This is a genomic window from Arthrobacter sp. TB 23, assembly GCF_000294595.1.
Classification (GTDB): domain Bacteria; phylum Actinomycetota; class Actinomycetes; order Actinomycetales; family Micrococcaceae; genus Arthrobacter_D.
In genome coordinates this window covers 18,648-37,169 of record NZ_ALPM01000122.1, presented here as the reverse complement: position 1 = coordinate 37,169, position 18,522 = coordinate 18,648, and the positions used below count along the sequence as shown (strand labels likewise).

Genomic DNA, 18,522 nt, shown 5'->3' with positions numbered 1-18,522 from the left:
GGATTAGGTCTTCCGGCCCTAGTGGTGCGGGGCGTCCGACCTTACTGTCGGGCTATGGACTCCGAGAATACACCCACATCCGTTTTACCGGCCCACACCTGTTGGGAGCTATTGCGCGGCACCGCCTACGGTCGGATGGCCCTGTGCGTCGACGGACAGCCCGAAATTTTCCCCATCAATGCGCAGGTAGACCACGGAACGCTGGTGTTCCGTACCTCTGAGGGATCAAAACAGCGGGCAGCCGAAGGCGCTCCGGTGGCGTTCGAGGCCGATGGTGTCCTGCAGGACGGGTCACGAGCCTGGAGCGTGGTCATCAAAGGGAATGCATCAACCATTCAACGCACCGCCGAACTGATGTCCACGATCCACCTTCCTCTACACCCGTGGGAGCCCGGGCGGAAGGACCGCTTTATGCGGATAGTGCCCACGAGTGTCACCGGTCGGAGCTTCGACGTTACGCCTGCCCCCCAGCTGCAGGAGATGCCGGTAGCGAGCGAAGAGTAACCACCAGGGTGGGGCACGGTGGAGCTAGCAGCAGCGTGTGAGTCACTGAGCCCAGCATAATTCCCGGTCGGGCACCCCGACCGTGCCGCCCAATCACCAGCAGGAACGCGTCAGCGGCGTGGAACAGGAGGGACTCCACGGGTGGCCGCTCGTCATCGAGAACCCTTGTTACGGTGAGCGACGGATAGGTCACCTTCAGTTGCGCGAGCACCGAAGCGGTTCCGCTGACCTCCGGAGCTGTGGTATCTGTCGCTGAGGTGACGACTTTGAGCCCGTGACCCGACCGGCTGGCTTCGGCCGCTGCCACGCGCAACGCGTCGTGCGATTCCGCCGAGCCATCGACACCCACCACCACGTCGCCGTCGTTGTCGGAGCCGGCGCTGGGGTCACGCGGGATCACTGCTACCGGAGAGGTGCTGCCGAGCGCTACCTGCTGCCCGACGGATCCGAGGTATTCGCCCGTCTTTCCGTCCAGCCGGTCAGCACCAACAACGAGGAGCGATGCATCCTCGGAGAGGCTGACCAGGGCGTCCACGATGTCGCCGCAATGCACGTTGGCGGTGACGTGTGCGTCGGGATAGTCGGCGCACACCTTCCGGGACTCCTCATCGAGCGCCTGGCGAGCCGCAGCGATCAGGCTGCCGTACGGTGTCCCACCCGCTGCCACGGGGAGCATGAGTGACGGGTCGGGAAGGGCATGCAGCATCGTAATGTGCTGCCCGGTTTGGTGGCCGCGCCGCACGGCCCAGCGCAGAAGCGCCGGGCCGGTCAGCCCGTCCCGGAAGGCGACGACGATGGGCCGGTCCTCGGCGAAGTCAGCGCCTGCTGTGTCGCTCACGAGGTGGTGCTTTCGGGGACGATGACCGCGCGGCCGCGAAGCGTTCCGGCCCGGAGCCGCTCATAGGCCGTAGGTCCATCGGACAAAGAAAACTGCTCGTACTCGACGTGGATTTTCCCCACTCGAGCCAGTTCCACCACTTCCATCAGCTCTGCTCTGGATCCCCAGTAGGGGGCACGTGCCTGGGCGTCCCACGGCGTGGAGAAGAAACCGACGTCGACGGTGCCCACTCCAACCCCCACAACGGCAATGTCCCCACCGATTCCGACCACCCGGGACGCGAACCCCGTGGTGACGGGAGTACCCACAAAGTCGAAGACCGCGGTGGCACCCTTGCCGCCGGTAAGAGTCCGGATCTGCGCCTCGGCCTCCTCCCCGGGGGCCAGCACATGGTCGGCGCCGACGTCGAGCGCGAGAGCACGTTTCTGCTCTGAGGTGTCAATGGCGATGATGGTCGCCGCGCTCAGCGCCTGAAGGATCTGGACACCGACGTGGCCGAGCCCGCCTACGCCGATGACCACCGCCGTCGAGCCTGGGACCAGTTTCGGCAGGCTCTGCTTGATGGCGTGGTACGGGGTCAACCCGGCATCGGTGAGTGACACGCTGGCCACCGGGTCGAGGTCGCCGAGGGGCACCAGATGTCGGGGGTCGTCGACCAGGATGAACTCGGCCATGGCGCCCGGCGCGCCGAGGCCCGGGGGTGCGATCCCCTGCTCTGCCGCTACCTCGCAGTAGTTCTCGTTGCCTTGGGCGCAGGTATAGCAGCGCCCGCAACCCCACGGACCGTAGACGAGCATGGAGTCACCCACCTGGAGCCCGGTTACCCCGGCACCCCAGGATTCGACGGTGCCTGCGCCCTCGTGGCCAAGCGTGAGCGGCAGACCATAGATGTACTGGTCCGCGGGAAGATCCATGATGAATTGGTCGGAATGGCAGACACCGGCCGCGGTTACGCGCAGCAGGACTTGTCCGGGTCCGGGGACTGGGGTGGGAATGTCAACGAGTTCAGGGGCCGATCCGACTGTGCGATAATGCAGCGCCCTCACGCGTGATCCTCGGGCATTTCCCCTGTTGAACCCTCGACCACGAGGACAGGGCATTTTGCGTGGGCCACGCAGGCGCCACTGACCGATCCCATGAGCAGGCCTCTGAAAGTACCGTGCCCACGGCGTCCCAGGACGAGCATCACCGCTCCCTCAGCCGCCTTGACCAGCCCTTTGGACGGGTGGGAAAAGAGTACGACCTTCTCCAACCCCTCAGGCGGGTCATCCCCGAACGCTGATTGCACAGCAGTATCGAGGTGTTTGTGGGTGATTTCCTCGAAGTTGTCGCTACCGATCGGCACATAGCCGGCGTACTCTGGCGGGTAATCCCAGGTGCTGACCGCCTGGATCACCGCGTTGAATGGTGGTGCAAGTTTCCGGGCGAAACGCAGTGCGGCAATCGATTGCTCGGAGCCGTCAACTCCGACGACGATGCGGGGTGAGGTAGATGCTTCCATGATGTGCCTCCCGTGTCAGCGCGGCAAGGTTGCAGCTGCTTCCTTCAGTCTCACCCGCACCTGCTCGTGAGCGTTAGGGTCTTAGGGCCCGTTCTGGGGTGTCATCGGGCGCGGCGAGGAGCCGCCGGTGGTGCCGGAACAGGATTTCAATAGCTATTCCACCCAGCAGTGCGACGACGCCCGACGCCACGAGATGGTTCCACCCCGGCACGGTGAAGTCGAAGAAGTCGCTGAGCAGGGGCACCGTCAGCACCAGCCCCAGCCCCACGAACATCGCCCCGATGATCAGCACCCGCCAGCGGTTCAGCGGACGTGACAGGACAACCAACACCCATAGTGCGATCAACGCCAAAACCAGAGCTGCGGCGGTCCGCACCTCAGCGGTGGTGCCGGTGTCTGTCCACCGCGAATAAGTGTTGATGGCGACGACGGCGAGCGCAATGATGAGCCCCGCCGGTATGGCAAAGGACAGGGAACGCTTCAAGAATCCGCTGCGGTAGCGGCGGGTGTTGGGCATCAACGCCAGGAAGAACGCAGGAATACCAATGGTGATTCCATCAGTGGCCGACAGCTGCCGGGGCAGGAAGGGGAAGTCCCAGAGCAGCGCTCCGAAGGTTATCGAGAGAATGACCGCGTAGGCCGTTTTGGCCAAAAACAGCATCGATACGCGTTCAATGTTGGCGATCACCCGGCGCCCCTCGGCGACGACGCCCGGGAGCCGGTCGAACCGACCATCCAGCAGCACCAGCCGTGAGACGGCCTTTGTGGCGGCGGCGGCCGAGTCCATGGCAATACCAATGTCGGCTTCCTTCAGGGCGAGCGCGTCGTTGACGCCGTCGCCGGTCATCGCCACAACGTGCCCGCGACGTTGCAGGGCAATGACCATGCCCTTCTTCTGGGCCGGCGTCACCCGGCCAAAGACCGTGTGGTGCTGCATCACTTCGGCCAACTCCTCGGGATCTTCGGGAAGCTCCCGGGCGTCGAAGCCTGCGTCCGTGGCCACGCCCACCTCCCGTGCGACCGCTGCGACGGTTCGGGGGTCGTCACCGGAGATGATCCTCAGCGAGACGCCCTGCTCCGTGAAGTAGGCGAGCGTCTGGGCGGCGTCTGACCGGACCTGCTCACGAAAGGTCAACAGGGCCACCGGGGCGGGGTCGGCTGGAAGCACCGCTTCATCATCATTCTGGACCGCTGGTGGAGTGGGTGCATAAGCCAGAACGAGGGTGCGCAGACCGGAACCAGCAAGACGCGAGGCGGCGTCCAGCGCTTCCCGTGCCGCCGGGGTGCTCGACGTGCTCGACGTGCTCGACTCCAGCACGATCTCCGGGGCGCCCAGGAGCCACGCTCCGGCTGCTGGAGTGCCGTCGGGAAAACTGACCGCACTCCATTTCCGTGCAGAGGAGAACGGCACCGATGCGACCGGGCTGAGCGAACCGTCGTCGTCGAAGGCGTCAGCCAGACACCGGGCGGTGGCGTTGGCGTTCGGGTCTGCCCCGAACCAGCCAAGAGCCTGTTTCCATCCCTCCTGGGGGGCGGTCCCAATTTTGTGAACCTCGTCGAAGACGATCTTCCCCGCGGTCAACGTTCCTGTCTTGTCGAGGCATAGGACGTCCACCCGGGCCAGTCCCTCGACAGCCGCCAGTTCCTGAATGAGCACGTTCTGCTGGGCCAGGCGTACGGCTCCCACGGCAAAGGCGACGCTTGTCATGAGCACCAGCCCCAAGGGGATCATGGCGATGACGCTGGCGACGGCGCCCACCGCGCCTGTTCTCCAGGCGCCGGTGGTGATCGCCTGTTCCCATCCGCCCTGGCTTTGCATCTGACCGTTGACCACAATGGCCATCACGGGCAGCAGCGCGAAGGTGATCCAACGCAGGACCTGATTCAGGCCCTGCCGGATTTCTGAGTGAACCAGGGAGAAGCGTTTGGCTTCGGCGGTCAGACGGCTGGAGAAGGAGTCAGCGCCGACTCGGTTGACTATCGCCCAGGCCTGCCCGCTCACAACGCTGGAGCCCGACAACACCTCATCATCGATCACCTTGTCGACAGGTTCTGATTCTCCGGTCAGCAAAGATTCGTCGATCTCAAGACCCTCGGCCTCCAGGATCACCGCATCGGCGGGGACCTGATCCCCGGCGCGGAGTACCAGAATGTCGTCCTTGACGACGTCTTTGACGTCGACGTCCTGGACCGTGCTGTCCCTGAGGACCCTCGCCCGCGGGGCGTTCAGAACCGCGAGACGGTCAAGGGATTTCTTGGCTTTGAACTCCTGCACGACGCCGATCAGCGCGTTGCCGACTGCAGCGAACCCGAACAGTGCATCCCGCCACTGTCCGAGGAAGAGGAGCAGTAAAAAGCTGCCCGCAACAATGGCGTTGAAGAGCGTCAGGACGTTGGCCCTGAAGATGTCCCAAAGGCTACGGCTCGATTGGTCCGGGACGTTGTTGGTCTGACCGGATTCGACACGGACAGCGACGTCGGCGGCGGAGAGCCCTGTTCGTTCGGCGACCTGCGCCAAGTGTTTGGGGCCCGATTGGCCCTTGTGGCGTTGATCCACTGCTTCAGCTGCTTCCATGGGGTACCTCTCTCGTCAGCACGGCAGGATTGCAGCAGCTTTCTCCAGTGTGGACTCTGACGGCTTCGCTGAGTAAGGGTCTTTGTACCCCTCTTGAATGATAGAATCATCAAATAGTCAATTAGTTGGAGTGAAGGTCAATGAAGGATTCACCACCGGAGTACGCCGACTTCCGCGCACCCCTCTACGAAGTAAAGGCGAACCTCTTCAAGGGACTCGCCCATCCCGTCCGGATCCGCGTCCTGGAACTTCTCTCTTCCGCACCCGAGGTCTCGGTCTCGGATCTGTTGACGGCGACAGGCTTGGAGGCCTCTCATCTCTCCCAGCACCTGTCGGTGCTGCGACGCTACCGACTGGTGAAGTCGGAGCGGCGCGGACTCCAGCAGTTCTACACCCTTGCCGATCCGCTGGCGGCGGAACTGCTCGCGGTAGCCCGGGGACTCCTCCAGAACGTGCTCAACGCCACGAAGGAAGACCTTGAGTACTCGACGGCCACCGGATCCACCACTGTCGACGGAGACAACAGATGAGGATCCTCCCAACAGTCCGGGCACTGCTCCCTTCGGTTCGGGACTACGCCCAGCTGCCCCGGACCTGGCGGGGTGACCTCATCGCTGGCCTGACGGTCGGAATTGTGGCACTGCCGTTGGCGCTCGCGTTCGGGGTCAGCTCCGGCGCGGGCGCCGCCAGTGGCCTCATCACCGCAGTGGTAGCGGGTCTGGTGGCGGCAATCTTCGGAGGCTCCCACGTTCAGGTGTCCGGTCCTACCGGTGCGATGGTCGTGGTGTTGGGTCCAGTCATCGCCTCGCATGGGATCGAGGCGCTGGCCTTGGTGAGCGTCCTCGCCGGCGTGATGGTGGTCGCGGCGGGTGTGTTGAAACTGGGACGGGTGGTCTCGTTCTTGCCGTGGCCCGTCATTGAGGGCTTCACCCTCGGCATCGCCATCATTATCTTCCTGCAGCAGGTGCCAGCCGCCATCGGTGAGGATGCGGGGCCAAGCAGCAATGCGGCCGTTTCTGCACTTCAGGCCGCAGGGACCGCCTCAACGGCCGAGTTTCTGGCAGCCGGGGCGCTCGTTGCGGTGGTGGCTCTCATCATGATCGGCGCACCGCGGCTCCACCATCGCCTTCCGGGCTCCCTTATCGCCATCATCGCAGCGAGTGTGATGGCTGAACTGCTGGCGATGCCGGTCGCGCGGATCGGGGCCCTCCCCGATTCCCTGCCGGCACCCACGGTGCCGGGCTGGGACTGGGAATTGGTGATTGTACTGACCGGACCGGCAGCAACCATCGCCATTCTCGCGGCGATCGAGTCCTTGCTTTCCGCCCGGGTTGCCACCTCGATCTCCGACACCGGCTCCTATGACGCGGACCGGGAGCTTTTCGGCCAGGGCCTGGCATCGGTGGCGTCCGGGTTTTTCGGTGGCATGCCCGCCACCGGTGCGATTGCCCGCTCAGCCGTGAATATCCGCTCGGGAGGGCGCACCCGGTTTGCGGCAATCACGCACGCCTTCGTTTTGCTCTTTGTGGTCTATCTGGCGACCGGCCCCGTGGCGCGCATCCCCCTGGCTGCCCTGGCTGGAGTGCTGATGGTGACGGCCGTCCGGATGGTCTCACTTTCCACCCTGCGCAGCGTGGTGGGCTCAACCCGCGGAGACACTGTGGTCCTGATCGTGACAGCAGTCGTCACGGTTTCCTTCGATCTGATCCAGGCGGTGGGAATCGGCGTGCTGGTGGCCGCGTTCTTCGCCCTACGTGCCCTGGTCAAGTCCGGCGGGGTGCACCGGGAGGAAATCTCCGGTCCAGTCCAGTACGGCGACTCAAGGATCGCCGTCTACCGGATCGAGGGAGCTCTTTTCTTTGCTGCCGCCGAGCGGGTCCTGGAACGGGTCAGCGACATCGAAAATGTTGAGGTGGTGATCATTCGAATGTCTCAGCTGCAGTCGCTGGATGCGACCGGCGCAAGGGTGATCGCGGATCTCGTCAATACCCTGGAGCGCCGCGGCATTACAGTTCTGGTCAAGGGAGTCCAGGATCGTCATCTGCGACTCATTACCCGGGTTGGCGTCCTTGAATCTCTTCGTCACCACAACCACCTCTTTACCGCCCTGGAACCCGCCGTGGAACATGCCCGCAGCCACGTCGCCCGAAACCGGGAGGCGCCGGACACCACCCCCTGAGGCAGCGTCCCTCTGAGGCAGCGTCCCTCTGAGGCAGCGTCCCGCAGTATTGAAGGCCGGGACCAAAGCCTCTGGCCCCGGCCGGCTTCCTGATGCATGGTGGGAGGACAACAAGAGGGGGCAACCATGGAAGACAAGTACATCGTCGTCGGGGTCGACGGCTCACCATCGTCAGTTCTCGCACTGCAGTGGGCGGAGCGGCTTGTACCAACCGTCGCCACCTCGATCCGGGCTATTGCCGCCTGGCAGGTCCCCTTCACCTACTACGAATTCCCGGTCTCCGGGTGGGATCCAAAGAGCGTTGCCAAAACCATCCTGTCCAATGCGTTGGAGAAAGCGTTCGACGGCGAACCGCCCGCCCATGTCACGGCACTGACCCGGCAGGGCCCACCAGCCGGAGTGCTGATTGACGAGAGTCGTGCCGCGCAGATGCTGATCGTCGGGAGTCGGGGACACGGCGGTTTTGTCGGACTGCTTCTGGGATCAGTGAGTTCCGCCGTCGCCGAGCATGCATCCTGTCCGGTACTGATCGCCCATGGCCCGGAAACATCACCCCCTAATGAAAGTAGTAATGAATGAAGAACAGCATCGTTGTTGGCTACGACGGTTCAGCTCAGTCCCGCACAGCACTCGAGTGGGCGGTGGCGCAGGCGATGCTGGAGCACCGCACCCTCCATCTGGTGCACTGCTGGATCTGGCCCCTGTTCACTGACGATCTGGGGCCGGTCGAGGGCGTCGCCGACAGCGGATTGCGGCATGCGGCGGAGGCGATCGTCGCAGAGGGGGAAGCCGAAGCGCGACGTCTCGCTCCCGAGCTGGACCTGAAGGCGAGCCTCATCTCGGGGGTTTCATCGGCAATCCTGGACCGGATGTCACGCAACGCCCACCTGGTGGTGGTCGGAAGCCGCGGACTGGGTGGGTTCATGGGCCTGCTGGTCGGTTCGGTCAGCCTCAAACTCGCTAATACGGCGTCCTGTCCTGTGGTGGTGGTGCGTCAGCAAGCCGATGCAACCGGATCAGTGCTGATCGGCCTTGATGGCTCCCCGAAAAGCGATACTGCACTGGACGACGCCATCGCCCTCGCCGCCCTATGGAAAGCTCCGCTAAAGCTCATGCACGTGCGCGACGACATCCGCCTGTTCGGACGGAATCACTCCTACCCCGGCTCGGATGTGAGAGCTATGCAGATCCTCGCCGCCGCCGCGCTTCGAGCCCGCGCCGCCGCCCCGGGCGTGGAGATCGAATCCGTGTTGGTGACTGGCCATTCGGTGGCCGGCACAATCCTGGAAGCGGCCGAGTCCGCGCGCATTGTGGTGGTAGGCGAGACGGGGCAGGGCAATTTTATGGGTGCTGTCGGTTCGACGGCCCAAGCCATTCTTCATCATGCCAAGGGGAACATTCTGATCTCCCGGCGCCCCCGGACCTAGGGCGGCGGACCATGCCCACCCTGGCCAGGGTGGGCATGGCCCACCCTGGCTAGGAACCAGCCGTCCACTGCCAGTTCCTGACCTCCGGCAGATCCTCACCAGCCGTCCTGATGTACTGATGGTGCTGGATCAATTTGTCCTTAAGCTCTTCCCTGACATGGGAGGAAACGTCCCGGAGCCGGGGCACCCGGTCGATGACGTCGATGGCCAGATTGAACCGGTCAATCTGGTTCATCACGCACATGTCGAATGGCGTGGTCGTGGTGCCCTCTTCTTTGTAGCCGCGCACGTGGAAGTTGTTGTGGTTCGTGTGGCGGTAGGTCAGCCGATGGATCAGCCAGGGGTAGCCGTGGTAGGCGAAGATGACAGGTTTGTCCTGGGTGAATACGGCATCGAACTCCACGCTGGAGAGCCCATGCGGATGGCTGCTCTGGTCCTGGAGCCGCATCAGGTCCACCACATTGACCACCCTGATCCGCAGGTCAGGGAAGTGGTGTTGCAGGATCTCGACGGCGGCGAGGGTCTCCATCGTCGGCACGTCACCGGCGCAACCCATGACGACGTCGGGCTCCTGCCCTGCGTCGGAGCTCGCCCACTCCCAGATACCGACGCCCTTGATGCAGTGCTGGATTGCTGACTCCATGTCCAGATACTGCAGTTGAGGCTGCTTGCCTGCCACGATGATGTTCACGTACTGGCGGCTGCGCAGGCAGTGGTCGGCGACGGATAGCAGGGTGTTGGCGTCCGGTGGAAGGTACACGCGGATCACGTCGGCTTTCTTGTTGACCGCATGGTCAATGAAGCCGGGGTCCTGGTGCGAGAAACCGTTGTGGTCCTGACGCCAGACGTGGGACGTCAGCAGGTAATTCAACGAGGCGACGGGCCGGCGCCACGGGATGTCGTTGGTGGTGCTCAGCCATTTGGCGTGCTGGTTGAACATCGAATCGACCACGTGGATGAATGCTTCATAGCAGGAGAAGAAGCCGTGCCTGCCGGAGAGGAGATACCCTTCCAGCCAGCCCTGGCACGTGTGTTCGGACAGGATTTCCATCACCCTGCCGTCCGGCGCAAGATGGTCATCCCCTGGGACGACGTCGGCGTTCCAGGTCCTGTCCGTGGCTTCGAGCACGTTGTCCAACCGGTTGGAGTTGTTTTCGTCCGGGGCGAAGACCCTGAAGGACTCCATGTTGCCGGTCATGACGTCCCGGAGGAAAGTTCCGAGCACCCTCGTCGATTCGACGGCCCCGGTTCCCGGCGATCCGATGGAAACCGCGTAATCACGGAAGTCTGGCATCTGCAGGTCCCGGAGCAGAATCCCCCCGTTGGCGTGGGGATTGGCGCTCATCCGTCGCGCGCCTTCCGGGTGAAGGCCGCGGATGGCGGGAACCGGCACGCCATCGTCGTCGAACAGTTCCTCCGGCCGGTAGCTGCGCAGCCACTTCTCCAGGATCTCGCGGTGCGCCGGGTTTTCGCGGGCGCCGCTGAAGGGCACCTGGTGTGCACGCCAGGTGCCTTCCACTTTGACGCCGTCGACGTCGGCGGGTCCGGTCCAGCCCTTCGGCGAGCGCAGCACGATCATGGGCCACAGCGGGCGCTCGGTTTCACCCTCGGTGCGTGCCCGGCTCTGAATGTTCCGGATCTCATCGAGGCAGGTATCCAGCACGCGGGCAAAGTCCTGGTGCATTTGTTCCGGGTCGGAGCCTTCCACGTAGTACGGGGTGTGGCCGTAGCCGCGCAGCAATCCGTCCAGTTCTGCATGGCTGATTCTGGCCAGAATCGTGGGGTTGGCAATCTTGTAGCCGTTCAGGTGCAGGATCGGCAGCACCGCCCCATCCCGTCGGGGATCGACGAACTTGTTGGAGTGCCAGCTGGCCGCGAGCGGGCCGGTCTCCGCTTCGCCGTCGCCGATGATCGCCGCGACCGTGAGGTCCGGGTTGTCGAATGCGGCTCCGTAGGCGTGGGACAGGGCGTAACCCAGCTCGCCGCCCTCGTGGATTGAGCCAGGAGTTTCCGGAGCCACGTGGCTGGGGATCCCGCCGGGGAAGGAGAACTGGTGGAAGAGGCGCCGCATCCCGGCCCCATCCCAGGAAATATCCGGGTACGTTTCGCTGTACGTTCCCTCGAGCCAGGCCGATCCGACAGCCGCAGGGCCGCCGTGGCCTGGCCCCATGATGTAGATCATGTCCAGATCCCGGGCCATGATGGCCCGGTTCAGGTGCGCGTAAATGAAGTTCAACCCCGGGGTGGTCCCCCAGTGGCCGAGCAACCGGGGCTTGATGTGTTTGGGCTGCAGTGGCTCCCTCAGGAGCGGGTTGTCCATCAGGTAGATCTGCCCCACCGAGAGATAGTTGGCTGCACGCCACCAGGCGTGGATGTTCGATAATTGGGCAGGATTCAGGACCGGCTGCTGGCTCATGAATTTAAGCCTGCGCCCCCGAATGGCACCTGATCCAGTGCCGAAAGACCCTTATCCGCTGGTAGTCCCTGAGACTACGGTGGGCAGATGGATACCAAGCACAAAGGTAAGAAGTCCCGGAAGTGGAGCGACCTCACCGCCCGGCAGCAGACGGTCACCCTGGTGATGGGTTCCATCCAGCTTTCACTCGCGGCCACCGCGTGGACTGACCTGGCCAAACGGCCAGCAGCTCAGGTGAACGGGCCCAAGCTGATGTGGACTGCGATCATCGCGATCAACTTCATCGGCCCGGTCCTCTACTTCCTCAAAGGGATCCGCCGCTAATTCCTGAACCCGATCAGCCCTCGCGAAAGAAGGCCCTCATGAGCATGCCCACCGTTAACGACGAGTTCTGGGACACCCCCGGCCTCTTGCGTGCGTCCGAGCAGCTGAACGCCGACGAATGCTGGGCGTTGATGGCGGGGCAGACAACCGGGCGGATCGGGTTCCTGCATGACGGGTTGGTCACCATTTTTCCGTTGAACTGCATCATTCATGACCGCGCCGTGTACTTTCGTACCGCCGAGGAGGGGGTCATTGCCACCAGGCAGCTGGAGCGGGCGGCATTCCAGCTGGACCACCTTGATACCGTCACGCGCCGTGGCTGGACCATTCTGGTCAACGGCACTCTGGAACGCATCAACGATCCGGAGCTGCTGAAGACCCTTTGGGGCAGCCGCGCCGACGAGCCCTGGGCGCCCGGCCAACGGAACGTGTTCTTCGGCATCACCGCGCAAAAGGTTAGTGGGCGGCGGGTCCACCCGGCCCACTAGCTAGTCAGCGGTCCTCGCGGGGTCCAGCAACTGCGCCAGGTGGATGCCGCGGCGCTCGCTGAGGTCCTCCAGCTGGGTCCGGCAGGAATAGCCGTCGGCCAGCACGACGTCGTCGTCAGCTGCCCCCCGCACAGCAGGCAGGAGTTGCTGCTCCGCCACAGCCACCGAGATCTCGTAGTGCCCCCGCTCCACACCGAAGTTGCCTGCCAGCCCGCAGCACCCGCCGAGTTTCTGAAGCGTGGCACCGGCACCTTCAAGGAGTGCTGCGTCGGGGCTCCAGCCCATTACCGCGTGGTGATGGCAGTGCGGCTGCGCAACAACAGTGGTTCCTTCCAATGACGGTGGGGTGTAGTCGGGGGTCTTCGCGAGGAACTCGGCGAGGGTGTGGGTGGCGGTGGCCACCCGGCCGGCCGTCGCCTGTCCGAGCAGCTCGACGGCGTCGGACCTAAGTACGCCGGTGCAGGACGGTTCAAGACCCACGATCGGAATCCCCTGGTCCACCGACGCGCCAAGCACGGTGACACTTGACCGCAGGATCTTCCGGGCCGAGTCGAGCTGGCCGGTCGAAATCCAGGTGAGGCCGCAGCACACCGGTGCGTCGGGGATCCTGACCTGGTAGCCGGCGGCTTCCAGGACGCGTACCGCGGCCTGTCCCACTTCCGGGGAGAAGTTGTTGGTGAACGAATCCGCCCAGAGGAGCACCGGTGGCCTGTCACCAGACGGAGCGGCGGGACGCGCGTTGAACCAGGAGTGAAAGGTCTGCGGTGCGAACGCCGGGATGGACCGCCGCTGGTCGACGCCCGCCAGCCGGAGCCCCAACTGGCGGGCACCAGGCAACCGGACCAAAGCGTTTACCAGGCGCGGGGCGAGTGATGCCAGTTTCGCCCACCGGGGCAGCCAACCCAACGAGTAGTGCGAGGCCGGCCGGATCCGACCCTGGAAGCTCTGATGCAGCACCTCGGCCTTGTAGGCGGCCATGTCGATACCGGTGGGGCAGTCCGAGGCACAGCCCTTGCAGGAGAGGCAGAGGTCCAGGGCGTCGTGCACCTCTGGCGCACGCCAGTTCGGTGCCCCGCCCTTGGCGCCACCCGTGACTGACCCGTTGATCATTTCCTGCAGCACCCGTGCCCGGCCGCGGGTGGAATCCTTTTCCTCACGCGTCGCGAGATATGACGGGCACATCACCGAGCTGTTGTCCGCGTGCGACGCCCGGCACAGCCCCACCCCGGTGCAGCGGTGCACCGCCTGGCTGAAATCGCCGTCGTCGTGTAGGTAACCAAAACCGAGCCTCGACCGTAACGGCCCCGCTTCCGCCACCCGCACGTTCGCGTCGAGTGGCTCAGGATTGACGAGGATCCCGGGGTTGAGGATGTTGTCCGGGTCGAGGATGCCCTTGACCTTCCCGAAGAGCGCGATGGCGGCGGGAGAATACATGTAGGGCAGGAGTTCGCTGCGGGCGCGGCCGTCGCCGTGTTCCCCGGAGAGCGAGCCGCCGTAGCGGGCCACCAGCTTCGCCGCGTCGGTGAGGAACTCCCGGAACACCGTGGTGCCATGGTGTGCCAGCGGGAAGTCGAGACGGATGTGGACGCAGCCGTCGCCGAAGTGCCCGAACGGGAACCCGGTGAGGTGGTGGGTTAGGAGTAGTTCGTCGAATTCGCGGAGGTAATCACCCAGCCGTTCAGGCGGGACGGCTGCGTCTTCCCACCCGGCGTGGGCGGGGGCGCCCGCCGGTGAGCGGCCAGCGAGTCCGCCGCCGTCCTCACGGATCCGCCACAGCGCCAGCGCCTCCCGCGGGTCGGTGATGATGCGGGCATGTTTAGCCTGCGCAATGGCGCTGAGGCGACCCGCGCGGTCGGCGACGTCGACGGCGTCGTCCCCGGAGATTTCGACGAACAGCCAGGCCGCGCCGCCGGGCAGTTCGGGCACCGCCTGCGGGCCCTTTCGGGTGCGAACCACGTCGACGATCCGCGAGTCCAGGCCCTCGCAGGCGGTGGGCTTGAAGGGTAGGACGCTGGTGACGGCGTCGCCGGCGTCGCCAATGGTCTCGAACCCGAGCACCACCATGGTCTTGTGCGGTGCGTCAGCGACCAGCCGCACTCCCGCTTCAAGCACGACGGCGAGCGTCCCTTCGCTGCCGACCAGCGCCCGGCGGAGATCGAACCCACGTTCCGGGAGCAGGTGTTCGAGGGAGTACCCGGAGACCTGCCGGCCGAAGCGGCCGAGTTCGGTTCTGATGGTGCCCAGTTCTGCGGCCACCAGCGAGCGCAGCGCGTCGGTCTCCGACGACGACGGCGTGCCCTGCGCGTCGAGATAAAGCCTGGCGCCGGACCCGGTAACCACGTCGAGGTGGGTCACGTTGTCGGCGGTGCGTCCGTAGGCGAGCGCGCGGGACCCGCAGGCGTTGTTGCCGATCATCCCGCCGACGGTGCAGCGGGTGTGGGTGGACGGGTCGGGGCCGAAGCGCAACCCGTTCGCTAGGGCCACCGTCTGGAGCGTGGCGTGGACGGCGCCGGGTTCGACGACGGCGGTGCGGGTTTCGGCGTCGAACTCCAGGACTCTATTGAGGTGGCGGCTGAAGTCGATGACCACTCCGGTGCCAATGGAGTTGCCAGCCAGGGATGTGCCGGCGCCGCGGGAGGTGAAGGGGATGCCGCGCTCCCGGCAGACCTCGAGCGTCGCGAGGACCTCGTCGAGGTGCCGGGGAAAGACCACCGCCGTCGGCTGCACCCGGTACAGGGACGCGTCGGATGAGTAGGTCGCCCGGGACGTTGCGTCGATCCGCACGTCGGAGACTCCCCTGGACTGAAGTTCAACGACCAGGGAGGTGGGTGCTGTGAGCGTCATTGCCATGAGTAACATGTTACTCATCATTCAGGGTCCCATGATTCATGGCGTAGAAGTTCTCACAAAGCCATTCCAGTCCGGATAGGTGAACGTCACGGAGCGTTTACGTGGCACGCCATGAGTGGAAACGCGGGCTCCGTATCGTCAGGGGAAGTAGGAACACCAACCCTGGAGGTCTCCGTGAGCATTGACGAAGCAGCACCGGCGGACCTGAGTGCTCGACCCGCCACGACCGCGCCAACACTCCTGCACCGGCCCGGCCGGTGGATCGACAACTGGGACGCCGAGGACACCACGCAGTGGAACACTGTGGGCAAGTCCATTGCCAAGCGCAACCTGCAGTGGTCCATCATGTGCGAATTCCTCGGGTTCGTGGTGTGGCAACTGTGGTCGATCGTTGTCGTGTACCTACCGGCAGCCGGTTTCACCCTCTCGACCTCGCAGATCTTCTGGTTGATCTCCATGCCGTCTCTCGTCGGGGCGACCCTCCGGATCCCCTATACCTTTATGGTGCCGCGATTTGGCGGCAGGAACTGGACGGTTATCTCCGCCCTGCTTCTCCTGATTCCCACCATCGGGTTGGCTGTCTGCGTCTCGAACCCGGACACGCCCTTCGGCGTGCTGCTCGCTGTCGCAGCACTGGCAGGGTTTGGTGGTGGCAACTTCGCCAGCTCGATGGCGAACATCACCTATTTCTACCCTGCCCGTGAAAAGGGCTGGGCGCTCGGCCTGAACGCCGCCGGAGGAAACCTGGGTGCCGCCGTCGCACAGCTGGTGGTACCGATCGCCGTCGCGCTGGGCGCTGCCGCTACCCTGAACCTTCCGCTGGCCGGCTGGCTCTGGGTGCCGCTAATTCTCATCGCGGCCTTCTGCGCCTGGAAGTACATGGACAACCTATCCAACGCGAAAAGCGACATTGCGGGTTCCCTCGCGGCCCTTCGCGAACCGCACTTCTGGATCATGTCCCTGCTCTACATCGGCACCTTCGGATCCTTCATCGGGTTCGCTGGGGTGTTCCCGAAACTGATCGTCGACTCGTTCCCCGCCTTTTCCACCCTCGCGATGGGACCGGTGACCCTGTCTCTGGCGTTCCTCGGACCGCTGGTTGGATCCCTCGCCCGGCCCTTCGGCGGCCGCCTCGCCGATCGTTTCGGCGGAGCATTGATCACCGTCGCAGCCTTCGCCGTCATGGCCGCGGTCGCCCTCACGGTTGTCTGGACTCTTCCGCTCGCCAACTTCTGGCTCTTCCTCGGCCTCTTCCTCGTCCTCTTCGCCGCTGCTGGAACCGGCAATGGCGCCACCTACCGGATGATCCCCATAATTTTCGCGGTGAGGGGAGCCGTGGCAGGACAGACAGACCTGCGCGAATCAGTCAGCACCGCGCGCAAATCCGCGGCAGCACTCGGCCTCATCTCGGCGATCGGCGCCTACGGAGGCTTCCTCATCCCGCAGGTCCTCAACGCATCGAAGGGTGCCTCCGGCAGTTACGACTTCGCCTTTTACGGTTTCGTCGGCGGGTATGTGCTGATGCTCGTCGTCACCTGGTTCTTCTACCTTCGCCGCTCCTCGACCCTCGGCAAGGTTTGACCACCATGGAGCAAACCGGCCCCGGACAGCAAACGCACTGCCCCTACTGCGCACTGCAATGCGCGATGACTGTCAGCGCGTCCACCGCCGGCGGTGGGGCTACGGTCGCCGGCCGCGATTTTCCCACCAACAGGGGCGGCCTGTGCCGGAAGGGCTGGTCGGCAGCCGACCTGCTCCGCCACCCGGATCGCCTGACCGCGCCGCTGCTCCGCGGCAGCGACGGCGTCCTGCGGGAGGCCCCCTGGGATGACGTCCTGCAGCTCATCAGCAACCGCGTCCGCACCATCCAGGCTGCTCATGGACGGGACGCCGTCGCGGTGTTCGGCGGCGGAGGCCTCACCAACGAGAAGGCCTACACGCTCGGCAAGTTCGCCCGCCTCGCCCTGCGCACCTCCCGCATCGACTACAACGGTCGGTTCTGCATGTCGTCCGCTGCGGCAGCCGGGAACCGGGCGTTCGGCGTCGACCGCGGCCTCCCCTTCCCTCTCGAGGACCTCGACGCTGCCTCGGTGATCCTCCTCCTCGGTTCGAATGCAGCTGACACGATGCCGCCCTTTGTGCAGCACCTCCGCGGCGCCCGGGGTGCGGGCGGGCTCGTTGTCGTCGACCCCCGACGGTCCGCGACGGCCCGCCTCGCTGACCAGGGCAAGGGCATCCACCTGCAGCCCACCCCCGGCACTGACCTCGCCCTCCTCCTCGGACTCGCCCACGTGGTGGTCGCCGAGGGCCTGGAGGACCGCGCGTTCCTTGAGGAACGGACCATTGGGTACGACGACGTCGCCCGCGGGCTCGCGCGCTGGTGGCCCGAGCGCGTTCAGAGCCTCACGGGCGTTCCTGCTGCGTCCATCCGGGCGACTGCACGGCTGCTGGCGCGCGGCGCACGCAGCGGAGCCGACGGCGGTCCGGGCGCCTACATTCTCACCGGCAGGGGCATCGAACAACACGCTGATGGCACGGACACCACGACGGCGGCCATCAACCTCGCCCTACTCCTCGGGCTGCCCGGCACCTCCCACAGCGGCTACGGGACGCTGACCGGGCAGGGCAACGGCCAGGGCGGTCGCGAGCACGGCCAGAAAGCCGACCAGTTGCCCGGCTACCGGAAGATCACCGACCCGGCCGGCCGCGCCCACATCGCCAACGTGTGGGGAGTGCCCGAGGATGCGATCCCCGGGCCGGGACTTCCCGCCGTCGAACTCCTCGCTGCACTGGGCCGCCCGGACGGCGTCAGGTGCCTCTTCGTGCACGGGGCAAACATTGCCGTCTCGGCGCCGAACGCGACGACGGTCATCGACGGTCTGCGCTCACTGGACCTGCTCGTCGTTTCCGACTTTTTCCTGTCCGAGACCGCCGCGCTGGCCGACGTCGTCCTTCCGGTCCTGCAGTGGGCCGAGGAAGAGGGCACTATCACCAATCTTGAGGGCCGCGTCCTCCGCCGCAGGGCGGCCGTGGCACCTCCGGAAAGTGCCCGCAGTGAGCTCTGGATCATGCAGGAACTCGCGCGGCTCCTGGAGGCCCCTTCGCTGTTCAGTGAGGACCCCGAGACGATGTTCAACGAGCTCGCCCGTGCCAGCGCCGGTGGCTTGGCCGACTACTCAGGGCTTGACTACGATCTGCTCGACGGCGGGACAGCTGCCTACTGGCCCTACCCGATGGGGGGCACCGGCACGCCCCGGCTCTTCCTCGATGCATTCGCGCATCCGGGCGGCCGCGCCGCCCTGGTCCGGGTCGCTCCGCAGGCCGCAACGATCGGCTCCAATGTTCCCGCGCCGCTGCTCCTCGCGACCGGCCGTCTCCTTGAGCACTACCAGTCCGGCACCCAGACGCGGCGGGTGTCCG

The 18,522-nt window shown here is 65.1% G+C and carries 14 protein-coding genes and 1 pseudogene (1 of these 15 cut by a window edge); 9 read left to right on the top strand and 6 right to left on the bottom strand.

Annotation, left to right across the window (positions count from 1 at the left end):
* Positions 1–54 precede the first annotated feature (54 nt).
* A complete protein-coding gene (locus B384_RS20315; protein ID WP_116777953.1) occupies positions 55–504 on the top strand; it encodes a pyridoxamine 5'-phosphate oxidase family protein in 450 nt (149 codons plus the stop codon).
* Here B384_RS20315 and B384_RS0116260 read toward each other — a convergent pair.
* The 4 genes from B384_RS0116260 to B384_RS0116245 all read right to left on the bottom strand — a co-directional run bounded on the left by B384_RS0116260 (position 455) and on the right by B384_RS0116245 (position 5,418).
* Positions 455–1,342, bottom strand: a complete 888-nt coding sequence (locus B384_RS0116260) for a universal stress protein (RefSeq protein WP_019484156.1) — start codon at positions 1,340–1,342, stop codon at positions 455–457. The two genes, B384_RS20315 and B384_RS0116260, sit on opposite strands and share 50 nt — an antisense overlap.
* Positions 1,339–2,388 carry an NAD(P)-dependent alcohol dehydrogenase gene (locus B384_RS0116255; protein WP_019484155.1) on the bottom strand — a complete coding sequence of 350 codons (1,050 nt, stop codon included), beginning with the start codon at positions 2,386–2,388 and terminating at the stop codon, positions 1,339–1,341. Before B384_RS0116255 ends, B384_RS0116260 begins: the two co-directional genes overlap by 4 nt.
* Entirely contained in the window at positions 2,385–2,843 is a 459-nt protein-coding gene (locus B384_RS0116250; protein WP_019484154.1) for a universal stress protein, read from the bottom strand. Before B384_RS0116250 ends, B384_RS0116255 begins: the two co-directional genes overlap by 4 nt.
* A 73-nt stretch (positions 2,844–2,916) precedes the next feature.
* Positions 2,917–5,418, bottom strand: coding sequence for an HAD-IC family P-type ATPase (locus B384_RS0116245; protein WP_019484153.1), 2,502 nt, complete (start codon positions 5,416–5,418; stop codon positions 2,917–2,919).
* A 140-nt stretch (positions 5,419–5,558) separates the two neighbouring features.
* Between B384_RS0116245 and B384_RS0116240 the strand changes: the two genes are divergently transcribed.
* The 4 genes from B384_RS0116240 to B384_RS0116225 all read left to right on the top strand — a co-directional run bounded on the left by B384_RS0116240 (position 5,559) and on the right by B384_RS0116225 (position 9,024).
* Positions 5,559–5,948: an ArsR/SmtB family transcription factor gene (locus tag B384_RS0116240; RefSeq protein ID WP_019484152.1), complete on the top strand. Its 390-nt coding sequence runs from the start codon at positions 5,559–5,561 to the stop codon at positions 5,946–5,948.
* Entirely contained in the window at positions 5,945–7,597 is a 1,653-nt protein-coding gene (locus tag B384_RS0116235; RefSeq protein ID WP_019484151.1) for a SulP family inorganic anion transporter, read from the top strand. The genes B384_RS0116240 and B384_RS0116235 overlap by 4 nt, the downstream gene beginning before the upstream one ends.
* A 126-nt stretch (positions 7,598–7,723) precedes the next feature.
* A complete protein-coding gene (locus B384_RS0116230) occupies positions 7,724–8,176 on the top strand; it encodes a universal stress protein (protein WP_019484150.1) in 453 nt (150 codons plus the stop codon).
* Positions 8,173–9,024 carry a universal stress protein gene (locus tag B384_RS0116225; RefSeq protein WP_019484149.1) on the top strand — a complete coding sequence of 284 codons (852 nt, stop codon included), beginning with the start codon at positions 8,173–8,175 and terminating at the stop codon, positions 9,022–9,024. The genes B384_RS0116230 and B384_RS0116225 overlap by 4 nt, the downstream gene beginning before the upstream one ends.
* Before the next feature lie 49 nt (positions 9,025–9,073).
* Here B384_RS0116225 and B384_RS0116220 read toward each other — a convergent pair whose 3' ends face one another.
* Complete coding sequence (locus B384_RS0116220) at positions 9,074–11,440, bottom strand: phosphoketolase family protein (RefSeq protein WP_019484148.1); 2,367 nt, start codon at positions 11,438–11,440, stop codon at positions 9,074–9,076.
* A gap of 87 nt (positions 11,441–11,527) precedes the next feature.
* On the opposite strand from B384_RS0116220, the gene B384_RS0116215 reads away from it, so the two are divergent.
* Entirely contained in the window at positions 11,528–11,764 is a 237-nt protein-coding gene (locus tag B384_RS0116215; RefSeq protein WP_019484147.1) for a PLDc N-terminal domain-containing protein, read from the top strand.
* A gap of 38 nt (positions 11,765–11,802) precedes the next feature.
* A complete protein-coding gene (locus tag B384_RS19365; RefSeq protein WP_019484146.1) occupies positions 11,803–12,252 on the top strand; it encodes a pyridoxamine 5'-phosphate oxidase family protein in 450 nt (149 codons plus the stop codon).
* Here the strand turns inward: B384_RS19365 and B384_RS0116205 are convergent, their stop codons facing one another.
* The gene (locus B384_RS0116205; RefSeq protein WP_019484145.1) at positions 12,253–15,102 is read right to left on the bottom strand and encodes an FAD-binding and (Fe-S)-binding domain-containing protein; all 2,850 of its coding nucleotides are present in this window, start codon (positions 15,100–15,102) and stop codon (positions 12,253–12,255) included.
* Between the two features lie 174 nt (positions 15,103–15,276).
* On the opposite strand from B384_RS0116205, the gene B384_RS0116200 reads away from it, so the two are divergent.
* Positions 15,277–16,683 (top strand): MFS transporter, encoded by a 1,407-nt coding sequence (locus tag B384_RS0116200; protein ID WP_019484144.1) that lies wholly within the window; start codon positions 15,277–15,279, stop codon positions 16,681–16,683.
* Between the two features lie 5 nt (positions 16,684–16,688).
* A pseudogene (locus tag B384_RS19360) lies at positions 16,689–18,522 on the top strand (molybdopterin oxidoreductase family protein) (it continues 316 nt past the right edge of the window).